Annotated in this window: 15 protein-coding genes and 1 pseudogene; 5 read left to right on the plus strand and 11 right to left on the minus strand. The window is 72.7% G+C overall.

Going from position 1 to position 17,492, the window contains the following annotated elements:
* Window positions 1-299: 299 nt before the first annotated feature.
* Genes AB0E02_RS12715 through AB0E02_RS12730 form a run of 4 tightly spaced genes read right to left on the minus strand, consistent with a single transcriptional unit; the run spans window position 300 to window position 5,260 of the window.
* Window positions 300-1,457, minus strand: a complete 1,158-nt coding sequence (locus AB0E02_RS12715) for an XdhC/CoxI family protein (protein WP_362138178.1) — start codon at window positions 1,455-1,457, stop codon at window positions 300-302.
* Window positions 1,438-3,603, minus strand: coding sequence for a xanthine dehydrogenase family protein molybdopterin-binding subunit (locus AB0E02_RS12720; protein WP_362138180.1), 2,166 nt, complete (start codon window positions 3,601-3,603; stop codon window positions 1,438-1,440). The genes AB0E02_RS12715 and AB0E02_RS12720 overlap by 20 nt, the downstream gene beginning before the upstream one ends.
* Complete coding sequence (locus AB0E02_RS12725) at window positions 3,600-4,592, minus strand: xanthine dehydrogenase family protein subunit M (protein ID WP_362138182.1); 993 nt, start codon at window positions 4,590-4,592, stop codon at window positions 3,600-3,602. Before AB0E02_RS12725 ends, AB0E02_RS12720 begins: the two co-directional genes overlap by 4 nt.
* The gene (locus AB0E02_RS12730) at window positions 4,589-5,260 is read right to left on the minus strand and encodes a 2Fe-2S iron-sulfur cluster-binding protein (RefSeq protein WP_362138184.1); all 672 of its coding nucleotides are present in this window, start codon (window positions 5,258-5,260) and stop codon (window positions 4,589-4,591) included. Before AB0E02_RS12730 ends, AB0E02_RS12725 begins: the two co-directional genes overlap by 4 nt.
* Before the next feature lie 538 nt (window positions 5,261-5,798).
* Here AB0E02_RS12730 and AB0E02_RS12735 point away from each other — a divergent pair.
* Window positions 5,799-6,395, plus strand: coding sequence for a TetR/AcrR family transcriptional regulator (locus AB0E02_RS12735; RefSeq protein ID WP_362138186.1), 597 nt, complete (start codon window positions 5,799-5,801; stop codon window positions 6,393-6,395).
* 271 nt (window positions 6,396-6,666) lie between these two features.
* Here the strand turns inward: AB0E02_RS12735 and AB0E02_RS12740 are convergent, their stop codons facing one another.
* On the minus strand, window positions 6,667-6,870 hold the full coding sequence (locus AB0E02_RS12740; protein ID WP_362138188.1) for a hypothetical protein: 204 nt from the start codon (window positions 6,868-6,870) through the stop codon (window positions 6,667-6,669).
* Window positions 6,871-7,186: 316 nt separating this feature from the next.
* Between AB0E02_RS12740 and AB0E02_RS12745 the strand changes: the two genes are divergently transcribed.
* The gene (locus AB0E02_RS12745; RefSeq protein WP_199812497.1) at window positions 7,187-7,330 is read left to right on the plus strand and encodes a hypothetical protein; all 144 of its coding nucleotides are present in this window, start codon (window positions 7,187-7,189) and stop codon (window positions 7,328-7,330) included.
* A gap of 22 nt (window positions 7,331-7,352) precedes the next feature.
* On the opposite strand, the gene AB0E02_RS12750 is transcribed toward AB0E02_RS12745, so the two are convergent.
* The 3 genes from AB0E02_RS12750 to AB0E02_RS12760 all read right to left on the minus strand — a co-directional run bounded on the left by AB0E02_RS12750 (window position 7,353) and on the right by AB0E02_RS12760 (window position 11,032).
* The gene (locus AB0E02_RS12750; RefSeq protein WP_362138190.1) at window positions 7,353-7,829 is read right to left on the minus strand and encodes a J domain-containing protein; all 477 of its coding nucleotides are present in this window, start codon (window positions 7,827-7,829) and stop codon (window positions 7,353-7,355) included.
* 241 nt (window positions 7,830-8,070) lie between these two features.
* Complete coding sequence (locus tag AB0E02_RS12755) at window positions 8,071-9,663, minus strand: SufS family cysteine desulfurase (RefSeq protein ID WP_362138192.1); 1,593 nt, start codon at window positions 9,661-9,663, stop codon at window positions 8,071-8,073.
* Window positions 9,650-11,032 (minus strand): family 2B encapsulin nanocompartment shell protein, encoded by a 1,383-nt coding sequence (locus AB0E02_RS12760; protein WP_362138194.1) that lies wholly within the window; start codon window positions 11,030-11,032, stop codon window positions 9,650-9,652. Before AB0E02_RS12760 ends, AB0E02_RS12755 begins: the two co-directional genes overlap by 14 nt.
* A 457-nt stretch (window positions 11,033-11,489) precedes the next feature.
* On the opposite strand from AB0E02_RS12760, the gene AB0E02_RS12765 reads away from it, so the two are divergent.
* The gene (locus AB0E02_RS12765) at window positions 11,490-12,248 is read left to right on the plus strand and encodes a dienelactone hydrolase family protein (RefSeq protein ID WP_362138196.1); all 759 of its coding nucleotides are present in this window, start codon (window positions 11,490-11,492) and stop codon (window positions 12,246-12,248) included.
* A 17-nt stretch (window positions 12,249-12,265) separates the two neighbouring features.
* Here AB0E02_RS12765 and AB0E02_RS12770 read toward each other — a convergent pair whose 3' ends face one another.
* Window positions 12,266-12,898, minus strand: coding sequence for a GPP34 family phosphoprotein (locus AB0E02_RS12770; protein ID WP_362138198.1), 633 nt, complete (start codon window positions 12,896-12,898; stop codon window positions 12,266-12,268).
* Between the two features lie 203 nt (window positions 12,899-13,101).
* Between AB0E02_RS12770 and AB0E02_RS12775 the strand changes: the two are divergent.
* A pseudogene (locus tag AB0E02_RS12775) lies at window positions 13,102-13,335 on the plus strand (DUF2267 domain-containing protein); the annotation flags it as partial.
* Here the strand turns inward: AB0E02_RS12775 and AB0E02_RS12780 are convergent.
* Window positions 13,308-14,429: a hypothetical protein gene (locus AB0E02_RS12780; protein ID WP_362138201.1), complete on the minus strand. Its 1,122-nt coding sequence runs from the start codon at window positions 14,427-14,429 to the stop codon at window positions 13,308-13,310. The pseudogene AB0E02_RS12775 and the gene AB0E02_RS12780 sit on opposite strands and share 28 nt — an antisense overlap.
* Before the next feature lie 252 nt (window positions 14,430-14,681).
* Window positions 14,682-16,709, minus strand: a complete 2,028-nt coding sequence (locus tag AB0E02_RS12785) for a tetratricopeptide repeat protein (RefSeq protein ID WP_362138203.1) — start codon at window positions 16,707-16,709, stop codon at window positions 14,682-14,684.
* Window positions 16,710-16,865: 156 nt separating this feature from the next.
* On the opposite strand from AB0E02_RS12785, the gene AB0E02_RS12790 reads away from it, so the two are divergent.
* Complete coding sequence (locus AB0E02_RS12790; RefSeq protein ID WP_362138205.1) at window positions 16,866-17,384, plus strand: hypothetical protein; 519 nt, start codon at window positions 16,866-16,868, stop codon at window positions 17,382-17,384.
* Window positions 17,385-17,492 lie beyond the last annotated feature (108 nt).

A 17,492-nucleotide genomic window follows, 5' to 3' on the forward strand; every position in this document is an offset into this window, starting at 1 on the left:
GTGACCGACGCGGGTCAGTGGCAGATAGGGCTACGCGGCCGGTCGGGTGCGTCGCAGATGCGGCCACGCGACCAACGGGATGGGTAGCCGAGACGCCTGCGTGACCGACGCGGGTCAGTGGCAGATAGGGCTACGCGGCCGGTCGGGTGCGTCGCAGATGCGGCTACGTGACCGATGGGGTGGGTGGCGAGACGCTTGCGTGGCCGACGCGGGCCGTGGCCGACGCGGCCACGTGACCGACAGGGTGGGTGGCCGAGACGCCTGCGGGGTCGGCCGAGGGGGCTGACGTGCGAGGGGACTCAGGCGGCGGCGGTTGAGCCGGCTGGGCCCGGGGGCGGGTCGGCGGGGTCGCGGTGGATGGGGGTTCCGGAGCCGGTCAGCGGCCGGCCCGTACCGCCGCGACGGGCCGCGACGATCTCGGCGGCGATGGAGAGCGCGGTCTCCTCGGGCGTACGGGCGCCGAGATCCAGGCCGATCGGTGAGTGCAGCCGGGCCAGCTCGCGGTCGGTGAGGCCGGCCTCGCGGAGTCTTCGGTCGCGGTCCTCGTGGGTACGGCGTGACCCCATCGCGCCGACGAACCCGACCGGCAGGCGCAGCGCCACCTCCAGCAGGGGGATGTCGAACTTGGCGTCGTGGGTGAGCACGCACAGGGCCGTACGGCCGTCGGTCGCGGTGCGCCGGAGGTAGCGGTGCGGCCAGTCGACCACGATCTCGTCGGCCTCGGGGAAGCGGGCCCGGGTGGCGAAGACGGGGCGGGCGTCGCAGACGGTGACGTGGTAGCCGAGGAACTTGCCGGTGCGCACCAGGGCCGCGGCGAAGTCGACCGCGCCGAAGACGATCATGCGGGGCGGCGGTACGTTCGCCTCGACGAACAGCGTCAGATCCGCCTCGCAGCGCGTGCCGCCCGCCGAGACGTCGAAGCTGCCGGTGCGGCCCGCGTCGAGCATGGCGCGGGACTCGCCCCGTGCCGTCCGGTCCAGCTCCGGCCCGCCGCCGAGACCGCCCTCGTGGGAGCCGTCCGGGCGGACGAGCAGCGCCCGGCCGAGGAGGTCGGCCGGGCCCCGGATCACCCGGGCCAGGGCCGCCGCCTCGCCGCGGGCGGCGGCCGTCAGCGCGGCGGCGAACACCGGCCGGTCCGGGGCGTCGGCGGTCACCGGGGTGACCAGGACGTCGATCGTTCCGCCGCAGGTCAGGCCGACCGCGAAGGCGTCCTCGGCGCTGTATCCGAAGCGTTCGCGGACGGTCGTGCCGTCCTGCAGCGCCTGGGCGCACAGGTCGTAGACGGCCGCCTCCACGCAGCCGCCGGAGACCGACCCGATGGCCGTGCCCCGGCTGTCGACGGCGAGGGCGGCGCCGGGGCTGCGCGGGGCGCTGCCGCCGACGCCCACGACCGTGGCGACGGCGAACTCCCGGCCCTCCTCGGTCCACCGGTTCAGTTCATCGGCGATGTCCAGCATCCCGCTCTCCCACGCTTCCTCGTCCGGTCCCCGCCCGCAGGACCCGGTCCGGCCGGATCGGCAGATGCCGGTGTCGTACACCGGTCGCATGCCAGACCGCGTTGGCGACGGCTGCCGCGGCACCGACGATGCCGATCTCACCGATGCCCTTGATGCCCACCGGATCGTCCGGGTCCGGATCGTCCACCCAGTCCGCCTCGACGAGCGGTACGTCGGCGTGTGTGGCGACGTGATAGCCGGCGAGGTCGGCGCCGACGTGGCCGCCCGAGGCGCGGTCCCGGACCGCCTCCTCGTGCAGGGCCATGGAGATGCCCCAGATCATGCCACCGACGAACTGGTTGCGCGCGGTGAGGGGATTGACGATCCGGCCCGCCGCGAAGACGCCGAGCATGCGCCGTACCCGCACCTCGCCGGTCGTGACGTCCACCCCGACCTCGGCGAACTGTGCGCCGAAGGAGTGCCGTTCCTTCTGCGCGAGGGCGCCGATCGCCGCGGTGGTGTCCGACCGTACGGTGATGCCCTCCGGCGGGAGGTCCGCGCCCAGGGCGAGCCGCTCGCGCAGTTCCTTCGCCGCGGTCAGCACCGCCCAGGACCAGGAGCGGGTGCCCATCGAGCCGCCTGCGATCATCGCCGGGCCGAAGTCGCTGTCCCCGATGCGCACCCGGACCCGGTCCGGCGGGACCTCCAGCGCGTCGGCGGCGACCAGGGTGAGCGCGGTGCGCGCTCCGGTGCCGATGTCGGCCGCGGCGATCCGCACGGTGAAGGTGCCGTCGGCCTCGGCCGTCAGGGCCGCCGTGGAGGGTGCGGCTCCGGCGCCGAAGGAGGCCGCGGCCGTGCCGGTGCCGAGCAGCCAGCGCCCGTCACGGCGGAGCCCGGGACGCGGGTCCCGGTCGGCCCAGCCGAACCGGCGGGCACCCTCCTCGAAGCAGGCGCGCAGGTTGCGGCTGCTGAACGGCAGGCCGGAGACCGGGCCCTTCTCGGGTTCGTTGCGCAGCCGCAGCTCGATCGGGTCGATCCCGCACTTCTCGGCGAGCTCGTCGAGCGCCGCCTCCAGCGCGAACGACCCCGGCGCCTCGCCCGGCGCACGCATGAACGTCGGCGTCGGCACGTCGAGCCGTACGACCTTGTTGGTGGTGTGGTGGGCGTCCGCGTCGTACATCACCCGGGCCACGGCGGCGCTCGGCTCGATGAATTCGTGCACGGTCGAGGTCAGGCTCAGGGCGCGGTGCTCCAGCGCGCGCAGCCGCCCGTCGGCGTCGGCGCCGAGCCTGACCCGCTGGCTGGTGGGGCTGCGGTATCCGGCCAGCGAGAACATCTGACGGCGGGTCAGGACGACGCGTACGGGGCGCTGGAGGGCGGTCGCGGCCATCACGGCGGACACCTGGTGTGCGCGCACGCCCTTGCTGCCGAAGCCGCCGCCGACGTGCTCGGACCGTACCCGCACCGCGGACGGGTCGAGCGAGAACAGCCTGGCGAGCTCGCCCACGACCCAGGTGGCGCCCTGGTTGGAGTCGACGACCTCCAGCCGGCCGCCGTCCCAACGGGCCGTCGCCGCATGGGGCTCCATCGGGTTGTGGTGCTCTTCGGGAGTGGTGTACTCGGCGTCCAGGACGACGGCGGACGCGGTGAGTTCGGCCTCCAGGTCGCCCTTCTCCGCCACCGCCGGCAGATGACCGTCCAGCGGGTAGGCGTCCGGGTGGCCGCCGGCGAAATCGATGTCGTGCGGTTCCTGGTCGTAGTGCACCACCAGCGCTTCGGCGGCCTCCCTGGCCTGCTCGGACGTCTCCGCGACGACCAGCGCCACCGGCCAGCCCAGGCTCGGCACCCGGTCGTGCTGGAACACCGCGCAGGTCGGGTCCGGCGGAACGCCCAGCATGCTGACGTAGTTGGTGTCCACGCGCGGGGCGTTGCCGTGGTGCAGCACGGTGAGCACGCCGGGCATCGCCAGGACGGGACCGGACTCCACCGAGCGGATCCGGCCGCGGGCGATGGTGGACACCACCAGCCAGCCGTGGGCGAGCTCGGCGAACGGGATCTCGCCGGCGTAGCGCGCCGCGCCGGTGACCTTGGCCAGGCCCTCCACCCGGGTGTGCGCGGTGCCGACGGCTTTCCGTACCGCGGTGGTTTCCGTCGTCGTCGTGGTCATCGCGCGGCCTCCTCGGCGAGCTCGGTCAGCAGGGCGACGACGAGATTGCGCATCAGCGTCACCTTGTATCCGTTGTGGGGCAGTGCCTCGGCAGCGGCGAGTTCGGCGTCCGCCGCGGCGGCGAACGCGTCGGCACCGGCCGGCTTCCCGATCAGCACCCGCTCGGCCGCCAGGGCCCGCCACGGCCGTGACGCCACCGCCCCGAGGGCGAGGCGCACCTCGCGCACGACCCCGTCGCGGACGTCGAGGGCGGCGGCGACCGAGCCGATCGCGAAGGCGTACGACGCGCGCTCCCGCACCTTGCGGTAGCGCGAAGCGGCGGCGACCGGCAGTGGCGGCAGGGTGACGCCGGTGATCAGCGCCCCGGCGGGCAGTGCGGTCTCCCGATGCGGGGTGTCCCCCACGGGCAGATAGAACTCCGCGAACGGCAACTCCCCCGGCCCGTCCACCGTTTCGTAGTGGACGACGGCGTCGAAGGCGGCCAGCGCCACCGCCATGTCCGAGGGGTGGACGGCGACGCAGTGCGAGGACGCGCCGAGGATCGCGTGATGGTGGTGCTCGCCCTCGATGGCGGAGCAACCACTGCCGGGCACCCGCTTGTTGCAGGGACGGGCGAGGTCCGTGAAGTACCCGCAGCGCGTCCGTTGCAGCAGGTTCCCGCCGACGGTGGCCATGTTGCGCAACTGACCCGAGGCACCGGCGAGCACCGCCTGCGCCAACGCCGGGTAGCGGCGCCGCACCTCGGGATGGGCCGCGAGATCGCTGTTGGTCACCGTGGCACCGATCCGCAGTCCACCGCTCTCCGTGAACTCGATCCCGTACAGCGGGAGTTCACGTACGTCGATGAGCAGCCCGGGCCGCTCCACCCCGGCCTTCATCAGGTCGACGAGGTTGGTGCCACCGCCAAGACAGCGCGCCTCCGGATCGGCCCCGAGCAACGCGACCGCCCCGGGAACATCGAACACCCGCTGATAACCGAATTCCCTCATGCCGTCACCTCCGCACCCGCCGAACCCGCCGCATCCGCTTCGAACCCCTGACTCTGGCTCTCCCGCGTCTCGCTCTCCTGCGTCTCCATCCCCCGGGTCTCCGTCCCCTTGGTCTCCATCCCCTGCGTCGATCCGGCGCCGTGCGCGGCTGCCGCTCGCGCGACAGCCTGAACGATCGACACATACGCCCCGCAGCGGCACAGGTTGCCGCTCATCCGCTCCCGGATCTCCTCGGGCGTCAACGGCGGAACCCCAGCCTCCGGCCGCACATCGGCACTCGCCGCGCTCGGCCAGCCGGCCGCGTGCTCCTCGATCACCGCGAGCGCGGAACATATCTGCCCCGGTGTGCAGTACCCGCACTGATAGCCGTCGAGGTCGAGAAAGGCCTGCTGCACCGGGTGGAGCGTCTCACCGTCCGCCACGCCCTCGATCGTGGTGATCTCCCGTCCCTCGGCGGCCACCGCGAGTTGCAGGCAGGAGACGGCTCTGCGCCCATCGATCAGCACCGTACAAGCACCACATTGACCCTGGTCACAGCCCTTTTTGGTGCCCGTCAGATCGAGCCGCTCGCGCAACGCGTCGAGCAGCGTGGTGCGGTGGTCGACGGACAGCGCATGCTTCTCGCCGTTGATGTTCAGGGTGATGGCACTGGACGTCGATAGGGCCATGATCAGCTTCTTTCGCGTGTGGCTTCACGTATCCGATGCGCGAAACGGGAGGGGAGACAGGGAAGGAAAAGGACAGGGATGGAGAGGCCAGGGAAGGACGGACGGTCAAGAAGGCGGGCAAGGCTAGGCGTTCAGGGCAAGGGCAGATTGCAGGGCTCGGCGTCCGGCGTCCGGCATCCGAGCCGAGAGCACCTTCGGAAGGACACCTTCAGTCAGGGCGCCTTCAGGAAGGGCAGTCATCCAGCACGTCGGTGGGTCAGCACCTCAGTGCGTCAGTACGTCAGGACAGACATCGAGTGCAGTGCAGGTCAGTGCAGTGCATTGCGATCAATACGTGCGATGAGCACGGCAACATAGCGAACGTGGCAAACGCGATAAAACGTGGTGAACGTAGCAAGTACGGAAGAGCAACCACCCCACCACCCGTATCTGCCGCTATGGTGGAGCTAACCGGACAGCTATCCGATTACCGCAAATCTACCGGACACCTGTCCGGTTAGCAAGGCCGATCCGGCAGTGATTCCCGAAAGGAGGACGAGTGCAGGAGAAGAAGGACGCTCCACTGCGCTCGGACGCGCAACGGAATCGCGAGCGCATCCTGGAAGTCGCCCTGGAGGAACTGACGCGCGCGGCCGACGCCCCGCTGAGCGCGATCGCGAAGAAGGCCGGCGTCGGACAGGCGACGTTCTACCGCAACTTCCCCAACCGCGAGTCGCTCGTCCTTGAGGTCTACCGCTACGAGGTCCAGCAGGTCGCCGACACCGCGGCCCAGCTGCTCGACAGCCGCTCCCCCGACCAGGCGCTGCGGGAATGGATGGACCGCCTGGCCCAGTACGCCATGGCCAAGGCCGGTCTGGCCGACGCGCTCCGCAAGGCGACCGCGCACGGCAGCCTGGCCGCCTCCGGGCACGGCCCGGTGACGTCCGCCGTCGCCCTGCTGTTGAAGGCCAACGAAGAGGCCGGCACCATCCGCCCCGGCATGACCCCCGACGACTTCTCCCTCGCCATCGCCGGTCTCTGGCAGATCGACCCGCACAGCGACTGGCAGTCCCGCGCCGGCCGCCTCCTCGACCTGGTCATGGACGGCCTCCGCACCGGGGCCCCGGCCTCACACCACGACGCTCCGAAAAGCTGAGCACCACCGACGCCGCACCCTCCTGACCCCCGCCCTTCACCACCAACCCCCCCGGCAGCGGCCCGTAATTCATGCGCCCTGGGGACGCCCGCTCGCACGAGTGGGCGGTGGACATCGGCCGTGGCGGCGCGGCTCGACATCAACGGTGCCGGTTCCGGCATGCCGCGGTAGCGGACGCCGCGGTCGGTCAGGACTGAAGGCCGTAGGCCGTTCGTTCGGCTGCCGGGTTCGGCTGCCGGGTTCGGATACCGGGTTCGGAAACCGCGTGCGTCTACCGCGCCCGGCGGTCCGGGCTCGGATGGGTGACGGCGAGGCCGAGCCGGTGCGCCACCGCCGATCCCATGCCCTGCACGGTGTCGGCGGTCTCGGCGACCGGGAGCCGGGTGCCGGTGTCGCCCGCGGCGGCGGGCCCGGCCCCCGCCAGTCCCGCCAGGGCCGCGGCGGTGGCCGCGAGGGTCAGGGTCGTCTTGCGCACGCGCACAGGTGCCTCCCGAAGTGGTTACCGACTGTAGTTGGCGGTCGTTCGGTCAACGAGACGCGCTTGGGCCAGGACACGGCGGGGGCAGCCGGGTTACCGGAGGTCGGGGCGGTCGAGGTGCGCGGCACGGCGGGCGTTGGTCGGCTTTCGCCGAGGGGCGGTCGCTCACCGAACGTCACGGACGGGCGTCCGACTCGTCTCAGAGTGCGATCACTTCGTTGACACCCTGGCGGGCCCTATGTCCAGGATGTTCGGCATTTCGCGTTCTTTGCCTTGCTGCGGAATTTCTGCCGTACAGCGGAAAGGAACCCCGATGGGTGCACATGTACACGTCCGCCTGATACAGAGCCTGGGCGTCACCGAAGACGGCGAGCTGATCGAGTACTCCTCTTGCGCCGAGTGCGGCGCGACGTGGGTCAGGAAGTACCCGGAGGGGCAGGTTCCGGTGCCGGAGTGAGGGCGCGCCACGCCCGTCCCCACTACCGCCCCTGGCGGCCTCGCTGCCACAGCGGGCGCAGGAGCCACTCCAGGGATTCGAGCCCGTCGGTCGCCGGCGCATCGTCCTCGGCGTGACGGACGCCGAGCAGTTCGATGCGCACCGGGCCGAAGCGCAGCACGATCACGGTGTCGGCTTCGTCGCCCGACGGCCGTGGGCGGCGGGTCCGGGCGGGGGCCGAGCGGCCCGGTCCAGCGCGGGGAGCCGGCCGCTGGGCGTAGCGGCGGTCACGCTCAGCGAGGGCGCGGTCCGCGTCGTAACGGGCCCGGCTCCGCGGGTCGTGAAGGACGCGGTAGGCCGTGAGCACCTCTGCGAGTTCCTGTTCCGCTGCCGGCCGGGCGGGGCCGGTGTCCGGGTGCAGGCTGCGGACCAGGCGGCGGTAGGCCGTGGTGATCTGGCGCGCGGATGCGGAGGGCTGGACACCGAGCACGGCGTAGTGATCGGGCTGCGGTCCCGGCATCGCCGTCACCTCCTGCTCAGGCAGGCATCCGATACGTAGGCAGGCATCGGGTAGCCATCGACCGGACCCATACCCGAAATTCCCCGCTGAATGCCGGGGGAGCCGGCCGCAGGAGCGCGTCGTCGCATGGACGACGCATGCCTTGACCACGGCGTCCCGCCGTCGCCGACCGTGATCCGGACGGCGACGGCGGGACGGGGCGAGGCGGCGGCGGGCGAGCCGGCCGCCCGCGGTCGGTCCGTCAAGCGCCCTGCTGCAGTTGCAGTTGTTGCAGCGAGGCCATGAGCTTGTCCACCTCCTCCGGGGTGTTGTAGAGCGCCAGCGAGGCACGCGCCGCGCTCGTCAACCCGTAGTGGGCCAGGGCGGGTTGGGCGCAGTGGTGGCCGGCGCGGATGGCGATGCCGTCCCGGTCCAGCCAGTCGGCGATCTGTGACGGGTCCTGGCCGGCGAGGGTGAAGGTCAGTACGCCGACCCGGCCGGGCGCGGAACCCAGCAGTTCCAGTCCGGGAACCGTGGACAGCGCCTGTTGGGCGTGGGCCGTCAGCGCCGTCTCATAGGCGGCGATGGCGTTCCGGTCGAAGGAGGTCAGCCAGTTCAGCGCGGACAGCAGACCCACCACTCCGGAGATGTGCCCGGTGCCGGCCTCCATACGGTGCGGCACCGGGGCGTAGGTGGTGCGGGTGAAGTCGACGGACTCGATCATGTTGCCGCCGCCCTGCCACGGCGCCATCTTCTCCAGGACGTCCGGCTTCGCGTACAGGGCGCCGATGCCCGTGGGGGCGAACAGCTTGTGGCCCGAGAACGCGTAGAAGTCGGCGTCCAGGTCCGTTACGTCGACCGGGAAGTGCGCCACCGCCTGCGCGCCGTCCACCAGCACCTTCGCGCCGTAGCGGTGCGCCAGCGCCGTCATCTCGCGTACCGGGACGACGGTGCCGAGCACGTTCGAGACCTGGCTGATCGCGACGAGCTGGGTGCGCATGGAGAGCAGATCGGCGTACGCGTCGAGGTCGACCTGCCCGTCCGGTTGCAGCGGTACGGGGACCACCCGGGCCCGGGTCTCCTTGGCGATCAGCTGCCAAGGAACGATGTTCGAGTGGTGCTCCAGTGTGGAGACCAGGATGTCGTCCCCGGGGCCGAGGTTGGCCCGTCCCCAGCTCTGGGCGACGAGGTTGACCGCCTCGGTGGTGCCGCGTACGAAGACGATGTCGTCCGGGGACGGCGCGCCCAGGAACTGGGCCACCGCCGCCCGGCCCGCCTCGTACACCTCGGTGGCCTCCCGGGCCATGGTGTGCGCGCCGCGGTGGATGTTGGAGTTGGCGGACCCGTAGAAGCCGGCCAGCGCCTCGATCACCTGGCGCGGCTTCTGGGTGGTGGCTCCGTTGTCCAGCCACACGAGGGGGTGCCCGTTCACCGTCCGGTGCAGGATCGGGATGTCCCGCCGGGCCAACTCCGGGGAAAACCCGGCCGGTTGGCCGGGGAGGACGGTGGTGGACGGCGGGGCCGGGGCAGCGGCGGGGGCCTGCGCGCCGACGGGGTCCGTGACGGGGTCCGTGACGAGACCGGTGACGGGATGCGGGACGGACGTCGGCACCGAAGCCGGCACGGAAGCCGTGGCGGGAGCCGTCCCCCAGTCCGCCCCCGGGCCCGTAACCGGAGCCGTCCCCGAACCCGCGACCGGGTCCGCGAGCGGCGCCGTGACGGCCGTCGCGTCCGGCGTCGCAACGGGCGCGGCGACCCCTGCCGTGATCGGTGGCGCGGCCGGTGCCGTGACGGGTGGCGTGGTCGCGGCCGGGGCGCTCGGCCAGGCGCCCCGGAGGGCGTCAGGAGTAGTCATGGTAGTTGGCGACCTCGACGTTCTGGAGGACGGCGAGTGCGTCCTCCACCAGTACCGCGGTGTTGAAGTACGCCGTCATCAGGTACGACGTGATGCCCTTCTGGTCGACGCCCATGTTCCGCATCGACAGGCCGGGTTCCACCTCGTCCTCGATCTTGGCGGGGCGCAGGCCCACCACGCCCTGTTCGGCCTCGCCCACCCGCATCAGCAGGATCTCGGTCGTGCCGATGCCCGCGCCACCGGAGAACCGCACCTTGTCGGACGGCAGCAGCGGCACACCGCGCCAGGTCAGCAGCGGGCTGCCGAAGCTGGTGTCGATGACCGGGGGCACACCCCGGCGCGTACATTCCCGGGCGAACGCGGCGATGGCCCTGGGGTGGGCGAGGAAGTAGCCGGGCTGCTTCCAGACCCGGGTCAGCAGCTCGTCCAGGTCGTCGGGGGTCGGTGAGCCGGTGCGGGCCTGCACCCGCTGACCGGGCGCCACGTTGTTGAAGAGCCCGAATTCCGGGTGGTTGAGCAGCGAGGCCTCCTGCCGCTCGCGCAGGGCGTGCACGGTGAGGTTGGACTGGGCGCGGATCTGGTCGATGGGCCCGTTGTAGAGGTCGGAGACCCTGGTGTGGACGCGGAGGACGGTCTGCGCGAGGGTCATGTGGTACTCGCGGGGCGTGTCCTCGTAGTCGACGAAGGTGCCCGGGAGGTCGGGTTCGCCGACGTGGCCGGAGCTGAGGTCGACCGGCACCTCGGCGCCGGGCAGCACTCCGTCCGTCGAGAGGTAGGCGTCCAGCGCGCCGCGCACCGTCGCGTCGCGGTCGCAGAGTCCGGCGAGCGCGCTGCGGTCGAGGCACAGGGCCACACCGGGGGTGAGCGCCCTGACGCGGTACGGCATGGGCTCGCCGCGGGTCCAGGCGTCGAGGTCGAAGAACTGGCCGTCGCCGATCACTTCGAGCACCGCGTCCTCGCCGTAGCGGCCGCTCACCCGCTTCTCGGCGCGGCCCTGGGCGATCACCCACAGCTGGTCGTGCGCCTCACCGTCCTGGGCCAGCATCTGCCCGGCCTCGAAGGGCACTTCCGTGAAGGCGCCGGCCAATTCGGTCAGCAGGGCGTCGTCGGCCTCCCGGAGGTACGGCAGTTCCCGCAGGTCGCCCGGGATGACCCGGGGCGAACCGCCGTCGTTGTGCGTGCTGATGCGGTCATCGCCGAGGACGTAGGTACGGCGCCGGTTGACGCGGAACACACCCGCTTCGACGTCCACCCAGGGCAGGGCGCGCAGCAGGTAGCGCGGCGTGATGCCGCGCATCTGCGGGGTGGTCTTGGTGGTTGTCGCGAGCTGCCGTGCGGCATCCGGGCTGAGGCTCAACTGGTCGGTCACGGGACCCCTCCTCGCACACAGGCATGCCGGACGGCCGGCATTCGGCCGGTCGACATGCGGGAACAGGGAGATCGTCCGGGCGGGCGTCGCATACCCGCAACCGACCGGTCGCCGGTCTCCGGCCGGAATTGGGCGCCGTTCTGACATCTCAACTCCGCATGGACGTACGACTACGGGTCGACTTATCGCCATGACCACGGGGGGGATGGTTGAAGGGCCGCGGTGTCACCCGTCCGGCGGTTCCCGAAAGCCCCACCAGGCACAGCCTGGCGTTGCGCATACGACCTGATTTCCCCTCATAACACTGCTTTGCATTTCCTAAAGGGCGGCTTATGGCGATGGTTTATGACGCCGGCCGGTGTCGCGACACGGTGTTGTGCCGTGTTGTGCCGTGTTGTGCCGCGGAGTGGATCGGGGGCTGCCCGACGCTGTACGAAACCCGAGGAAAGGTACGGATATGAGCACCGTGCACGGTACGGCCCTGGACATTCCCACGCGGGACGGCGTCGTGGACGCCTGGCTCGCCCACCCCGACAACGGCCGTGCGCATCCCGGGGTCCTGCTGTACATGGACGCCTACGGGCTGCGCCCCTCGCTGGAGGCGATGGCCGGGCGCCTGGCCGGCCACGGCTACACGGTGCTGGTGCCCAACGTCCTGTACCGGGCCGGGCGGGCGCCTGTGGTGGAACTCCCCGACTTCATCGGCGCCGCCGAGCGGCCGGAGATCTTCGAGCAGCTCCTGCCGCTCCTCCATCAGCTCACCCCGGAGCGGGCCGTGCGGGACGCCGGTGCGTACCTCGACTGGCTGGCCGCCTCGCCGCTGGTCACCGACGGCCCGGTGGGCACCACCGGTTACTGCATGGGCGGCGTCCTCGCGCTCCGCACCGCCGCGGCCCACCCCGACCGCATCGCGGCGGTGGCCTCCTTCCACGCCGGCCGTCTGGCCACGGACGCCGAGGACAGCCCGCACCGGCTCGTCGACCGCCTCACCGCGGAGGCGTACTTCGGGCACGCCGATCAGGATCCGTCGATGCCGGCCGAGGGAATCAAGGCCCTGGAACGGGCCTTGGACGCCGCGGGCGTGCGCTACCGCAGCGAGGTGTACGAAGCCGCCCGGCACGGCTACACCCAGACCGACACCGCCGCCTACAACGGCGCGGCGGACGACCGGCATTGGCGCAACCTGCTGGAACTGTTCGGGCGCACGCTCGGCTGAGCCGGCCCGCCCGGGCGTCACCCGTCGCCGCCCCGCCAGACGTTGTCGAACGCGGCCTTGTCGATGGCGCGCCGCTGTCGCTGGTACCCCAGCTCGCTCAGCGCGTCATGGACGGCGGCGAGCACCGTCTCCACCGACTCGTCCGCCGGGGGCCCGTCGTCCCGGAGACCGCCGGTCCGGGGCTCTCCGGCCGGTTCCTCGCCGATCCCGAGGGTTTCCGCGAGGGCGGCGAGGACGGGTTCGTCCGCCGCCCAGCGGTCCGCCGCCGCGCGGCGCGCGGGGGACTCGGTCAGCACCAACTCACCGGTCCGGAACGGCCGCCAGTGGCCACGCCGTTCGCGGGTGAGCTCGCCGTCCGCTTCGAGGGCGGACAGATACGTCGTGAACAGGCCGCTGCCCCTGCGCCACAGCCAGTCCTCGACCGACTCGTACGGCTGCTGCTGGACGAGCGCTCCCGCCGCCTCGTCCAGGAGGCGATCAGTCACGGCCGGCCGGTAACCGGGGATGATGCGCTCGCCGTCCAGCGCGGCGGCCTGTGCCCGCAGCAGGTCGATCAGCTCGGCTCCCGCGAGCGCGAGCGACAGGTCGCCCTGCTCGGGGGGCGACGCCTCGCCCAGGGCCACGATCAGCAGGTCCCGCGGTGTGGTCATGACGGCTCCCCACTTCTGCTTCGAGCTTACGGAGTGGTGGGCCCGGCTGCATCCCACACCTACGGTGGCACGGAATCGCCGGGACCGTGTGCGATATCCCCGAGCCACATCGGGAACGCGTGCCAGGAAGACGCCCCGACGCCACGACGCCCCAGAACATGCCGGACGGCCAAGAGACGTTGCGGCCCGACGGGCGGACCGGGAGCTACGGCCGGGAGGAATTCCTGCGCCGGGTGGCCGAAGGCACCGGCGCCCGGGCCCGGACGGCCGAGGGGGACGCCTGTGCCGTGCTCTCCACCGTGGCGGAGGCCGTGTCCGGCGGGGAGCTGAACCAGGTCCTCGGCCCGCTGCCCTCGGGCTACGCCGTCTTCTTCGGGAAGCCGGTGCTCAGCGACCGACCGGCCGGGCCTCAGGCCGCCTGCGCCTCGTCGCCGTAGCGCAGGGCATCGGCGTAGCGCAGCAGCACGCCGACGCCTTCGCGCAGCCTCAGCTGCTCCTCGGGGACGAGGACGAGCTCCGCGCCGGTGCCCACCAGGGCGCGCGTGAGCGCGGCGTCGGCGCGCTCCTCGCGTACGGTCGTCACGCCGTAGACCCGCAGGTCGCTCTCCGTGAGGGCGAGCTGGCCGGGCTCCGGGCCCACCCACAGGCGCAACGGCGACTCCGGGTGGTTGTTGAGGAAGAGCGCGCTGACCTGGCCGCGCTGCAGTGCCGCGACCGTGGCCGCGAGCCCCTCGGCACAGGCGCCGTCGTGGGCCCGGCGGGCCATGAAGGTCTCCAGGAGGGTGCGGTCGTGGGCGGCCATGCGTCCGCTGAAGAGGCGGTCGAGCTGGCCCTCCAGCAGCGCCCGTCCCGCTTCCGGCTGGCCGCCTCCTTCGGCGGTGGCGAGCCGGCTGCGCAGATGGGTGGGGAGCCGGCGGGCCAGGATGCCGCGGGCCCAGGTGTCGCCGGCGAGCACCAGCGTCTCGGCGCCGCGGCGGCGGGCCTGCGTCTCCAGCTGCCGGCCGAGCCGTTCGGCGAGGTGCTGCCATTCGGCCACCGGGACCTCCATGTGGAGCCGGTCCCCCGGCGTCACCTTGGTCAGGGGCCAGGTCCCGGACTCGGTGTCGATGCGGACGGTGCCCTCGGCGTCGGTGGAGTGGCGGCCCGTGTAGTGGACACGTACCGCCAGATAGGCGATCTCGGGGGCGTGCTGGGCGATCAGCGGCAGGGTGTCGGGCAGGGCGCCGAAATGGGCGGTGTCCTGTGCCGGCGGGCGGGGCAGTTCGTCCTGGAGGACGAGCTTCCCGTGCGCGGTGAACAGGGCCTGCCCGTGCCGGCCGGGCACCCGGACGTCGTCCCCGACGGTGCCCGCCACGGCGGCGATGGACTGCGGGTCCGCCCCCTCGGCGAGCAGGTCGTCGCGCAGATGCCGCCAGCGCAGCGCGATGGCGGAATCCGGGTCCTCAATGGCACTGTCGCGCGAGGTGTCGAGGTACACCGAGGCGAACGGGCCGGCCTCCTTGTAGAGCGGTTCGAGGAAAGAAAGTCGCATCGCCACTCCCACCGGGAACGGAACCATCCCTGGGCCCATGATGCGCCCGCGGGACGCGGGGCGCGTCCGCTGGCGGTACGGTGCGTCCGCCGGCACTACGGTGCGGGCCGTTACCGGTCGTCGGGGGCCGGGCGCGGACCGTGGCCTGGCGCGGGGCCCACATGGTGACCCGCCGCCCCCTTGCCCGCGGCCGCGGGGGCCGGCCGCACACCGTCACCCCGCCCGCCTCACACCGTTCACCGCCGGCCCCGCTCACGCCGTCAGCCCGTCCAGCAGCTCCGTGACCTCCTCCGCGGCCAGCGGCAGTTCGGCCTCCTCGTACGCCGTGCGGGCCCGTTCCCAGTAACTGCGGGCCTCGGCCGGCCGGTTGGCGGCCGCGGCGAGGTGGCCGAGGTGCTGCAGGGTGCGGGCCCGCCCGACCGTGTGGCCGAGCCGGTGGTAGCGGTCGAGTGCCGACCGGTAGTGGTCGTGGGCCGCCGCGTGGCTGCCCTGCAGGCGGGCCGTGAACGCCAGGTTGAAGAGGGTGTGGGCGGTGGCCTGGTGGTCGTCGAGCGCCCGGAAGAGCGGTAGCGCGGCGGCGTAATGGCCTTCCGCTTCCGCGTACCGGCCGAGGCGACGGGCGACCGTGCCCATGCTGTGCAGCGTACGGGCCTCGCCGGTACGGTCGCCGAGCGCGCGGTAGCGGTCGAGTGCCTCGGCGAACAGGGGCAGGGCCTGGTCGAAGTCCTGCTTGTGTTTGAGGAAGTCGCCCTTGTCGTACAGGGCCAGGGCCTGCTGGGCGCGGTCGGCGACGGTGCCGGCGAACTCCACGGCCATGTCGCACACCTCCAGGCCGGCGTCCCAGTCCTGCTGACGGCGCAGGAACCAGCTGACGTCGTGCGCCAGCGGCAGCACCACGGCGGGCCGGCCGTGCCGCTGCGCCAGATGGAGGGCCGACCGCAGGTTCAGGCGCTCGGTGTCGAGCCAGTCCTCCGCGGCGTCGTCCCGCCCGCGCGCGCGGGCCGCCGCCACGATGCGCTCGGTGGCGTCCCGGGCGGCATCGCGGTAGTGGGCCAGCAGCCGGTCGACGGCGGCCTCGACGCCCGCCGCGTCCTCCTCCTCGTGGCGGCGCCGCTCGGCGAACAGCCGCAGCAGGTCGTGGAAGCGGATCCAGCCGCGGGGTTTGCCGGGCTCGACCATGTGGACGTCGCGGAGCGCCCGCAGCAGCTTCCTGGCCCGGGGGACGGGCTCCCCGGCGAGCGCGGCGGCCGCCTCCACGCTCACCTGCTGGCCCGGATTGAGCGACAGCAGCCGGAACATCCGGGCCTCCTCGGCGGTGAGCCGGGCGTACGACAGGTCGAAGGCGGCGGTCACCGAATGGCGGTCACCGTAGGAGAGCTCCTCCAGGCGGGTGGCGCGGTCGCGCAGGGCCGCGGTGAGTTCGCCGACCGACTGCTCCGGGTCGCCGGCCAGTATCGAGGCGACGACGGCGAGCGCCAGGGGAAGGTGGCCGCACAGTGCGGTGAGGTCGCGTACGGCGTCGGGTTCGTCCAGGGCGCGGGTGTCGTCGGGGCGGCGCATGCGGAGCGTGCGGCTGATCAGGGCGGCGGCCTCGGCCGGTGCCAGGACGCCGAGGTCGAGGATCCGGGAGCCGGGGAGGTCCCCGAGGGTGCGGCGGCTGGTGACCACGACCCGGTGGGCCGGGGAGCCGGGCAGCAGCGGGCCTACCTGGTCCGTCGAGGAGGCGTTGTCGAGCACGACGAGCGCGGCGCCGTGCCGGGCGGCGCGTTCGGCCAGCTGGGAGCGGTACAGCGACAGCCGGCCCTCGAAGGAGGGCGGGAAGAGTTCGTCGGGGACGCCGAGTGCGCTCAGGAAGACGGAGACCGCGAGGTCCGGCCGGACGTAGCGGTTCTCGTCGTAGCCCTGGAGGTTGATGAAGAGCACGCCGCCGGGGAACCAGCCCGCCGCCACGGCGTCGTGCGCGGCGCGCAGGGCGAGTGCGGTCTTGCCGACGCCGGCGGTGCCGACGAGCGTGGACACGGCGAGCGGCGTGGCCGCGGTCTGCGGGGTGGCCGCGACGTCCGGGGTGGGGTCCGTCGCCGTCGGGGAGCCGGGGCCGGGGCGCAGTGCGGCGGTCAGGGTGCGCAGCGCCTCCTCACGGCCGGTGAACTCCGGCGGCGCCGGTGGCAGTCCCGCCAGCGCGGTGGGCGCCGGGTGGGCGAGGTGCAACTGCCCTACGTGGCCCGCCTGCACGACCGGCCCGGTGACGTTCCCGCTCAAGTCGTTGGATGACTGGTTCACGGTCCCTTTTCTAGCCGACCGCCGCGTCGCCCAAGCGGGTTTTCCGGCGGCCGCCCGTACTCCGGCGGTGTCCGTGCCGATCGGCCCGCGTGGCATGCGGGCCCATCTCTTGGGACCGTGGCAGTACCGTCCCCGTCCGTCCCGCGAGGTGGCAAGTTGAGCGACAAGGTCAGTCGGGCCAGCCCTCCTGCCCGCCGCGGGGAGCCGTTGCAGCGGTTCCTGTTCGGCGGGGTCTACGGATCGGTCCTCGCCAGTGCGCTGGCGGCCGCCCTCGGGGGCGAGCACGGGCCCCTGGACCCCGGCTACGACGCGGCGTGGGTGCTGGTGGCCTGCATCGCGTCGGCCGCGGCCCACGGCTACGCGCACGCCATCGCCCACCGCACGGCCGACGCGGCCCCGGTCACCACGAGCGCGGTCCGGTCGATGCTCACCGAGTGGCCGCTGGTGGTCGCGGCGCTGCCGACGGTCGCCGCGCTGTTCGGCTCCTACCTGGAGTGGTGGGGCGAGGAGGGCGCGATCGACGTGGCCCTGACGATCAATACGGTGGCGCTGTTCGGCTGGGGCCTGTGGAGCGCCCGGGCGGCGGGGCGGAGTTGGCCGGCGTCGTGCCGGGTCGGGTGCGTGGACGCGCTGCTCGGGCTGTTCATCATCGCCGCGAACGTGCTGACCAAGTGACCTGCCGGGTCACGGACCGGCGGGCGATGAAGGGAGGTCGCCCCGCCGGTCCGCCTCTTGGACGCGCTGCGCCGTGCGCCGGCAAAAGATGCGTGCCGGTCACCCGTT

This window comes from Streptomyces sp. NPDC048196, from assembly GCF_040652715.1.
GTDB lineage: Bacteria > Actinomycetota > Actinomycetes > Streptomycetales > Streptomycetaceae > Streptomyces > Streptomyces siderophoricus.

Coding starts and splice junctions, on each gene's coding strand:
- AB0E02_RS12715 (WP_362138178.1), bottom strand. CDS start 1,457: ATGCTGGACATCGCCGATGAACTGAACCGGTGGACCGAGGAGGGCCGG.
- AB0E02_RS12720 (WP_362138180.1), bottom strand. CDS start 3,603: ATGACCACGACGACGACGGAAACCACCGCGGTACGGAAAGCCGTCGGC.
- AB0E02_RS12725 (WP_362138182.1), bottom strand. CDS start 4,592: ATGAGGGAATTCGGTTATCAGCGGGTGTTCGATGTTCCCGGGGCGGTC.
- AB0E02_RS12730 (WP_362138184.1), bottom strand. CDS start 5,260: ATGGCCCTATCGACGTCCAGTGCCATCACCCTGAACATCAACGGCGAG.
- AB0E02_RS12745 (WP_199812497.1), top strand. CDS start 7,187: ATGGGTGCACATGTACACGTCCGCCTGATACAGAGCCTGGGCGTCACC.
- AB0E02_RS12750 (WP_362138190.1), bottom strand. CDS start 7,829: ATGCCGGGACCGCAGCCCGATCACTACGCCGTGCTCGGTGTCCAGCCC.
- AB0E02_RS12755 (WP_362138192.1), bottom strand. CDS start 9,663: ATGACTACTCCTGACGCCCTCCGGGGCGCCTGGCCGAGCGCCCCGGCC.
- AB0E02_RS12765 (WP_362138196.1), top strand. CDS start 11,490: ATGAGCACCGTGCACGGTACGGCCCTGGACATTCCCACGCGGGACGGC.
- AB0E02_RS12770 (WP_362138198.1), bottom strand. CDS start 12,898: ATGACCACACCGCGGGACCTGCTGATCGTGGCCCTGGGCGAGGCGTCG.
- AB0E02_RS12780 (WP_362138201.1), bottom strand. CDS start 14,429: ATGCGACTTTCTTTCCTCGAACCGCTCTACAAGGAGGCCGGCCCGTTC.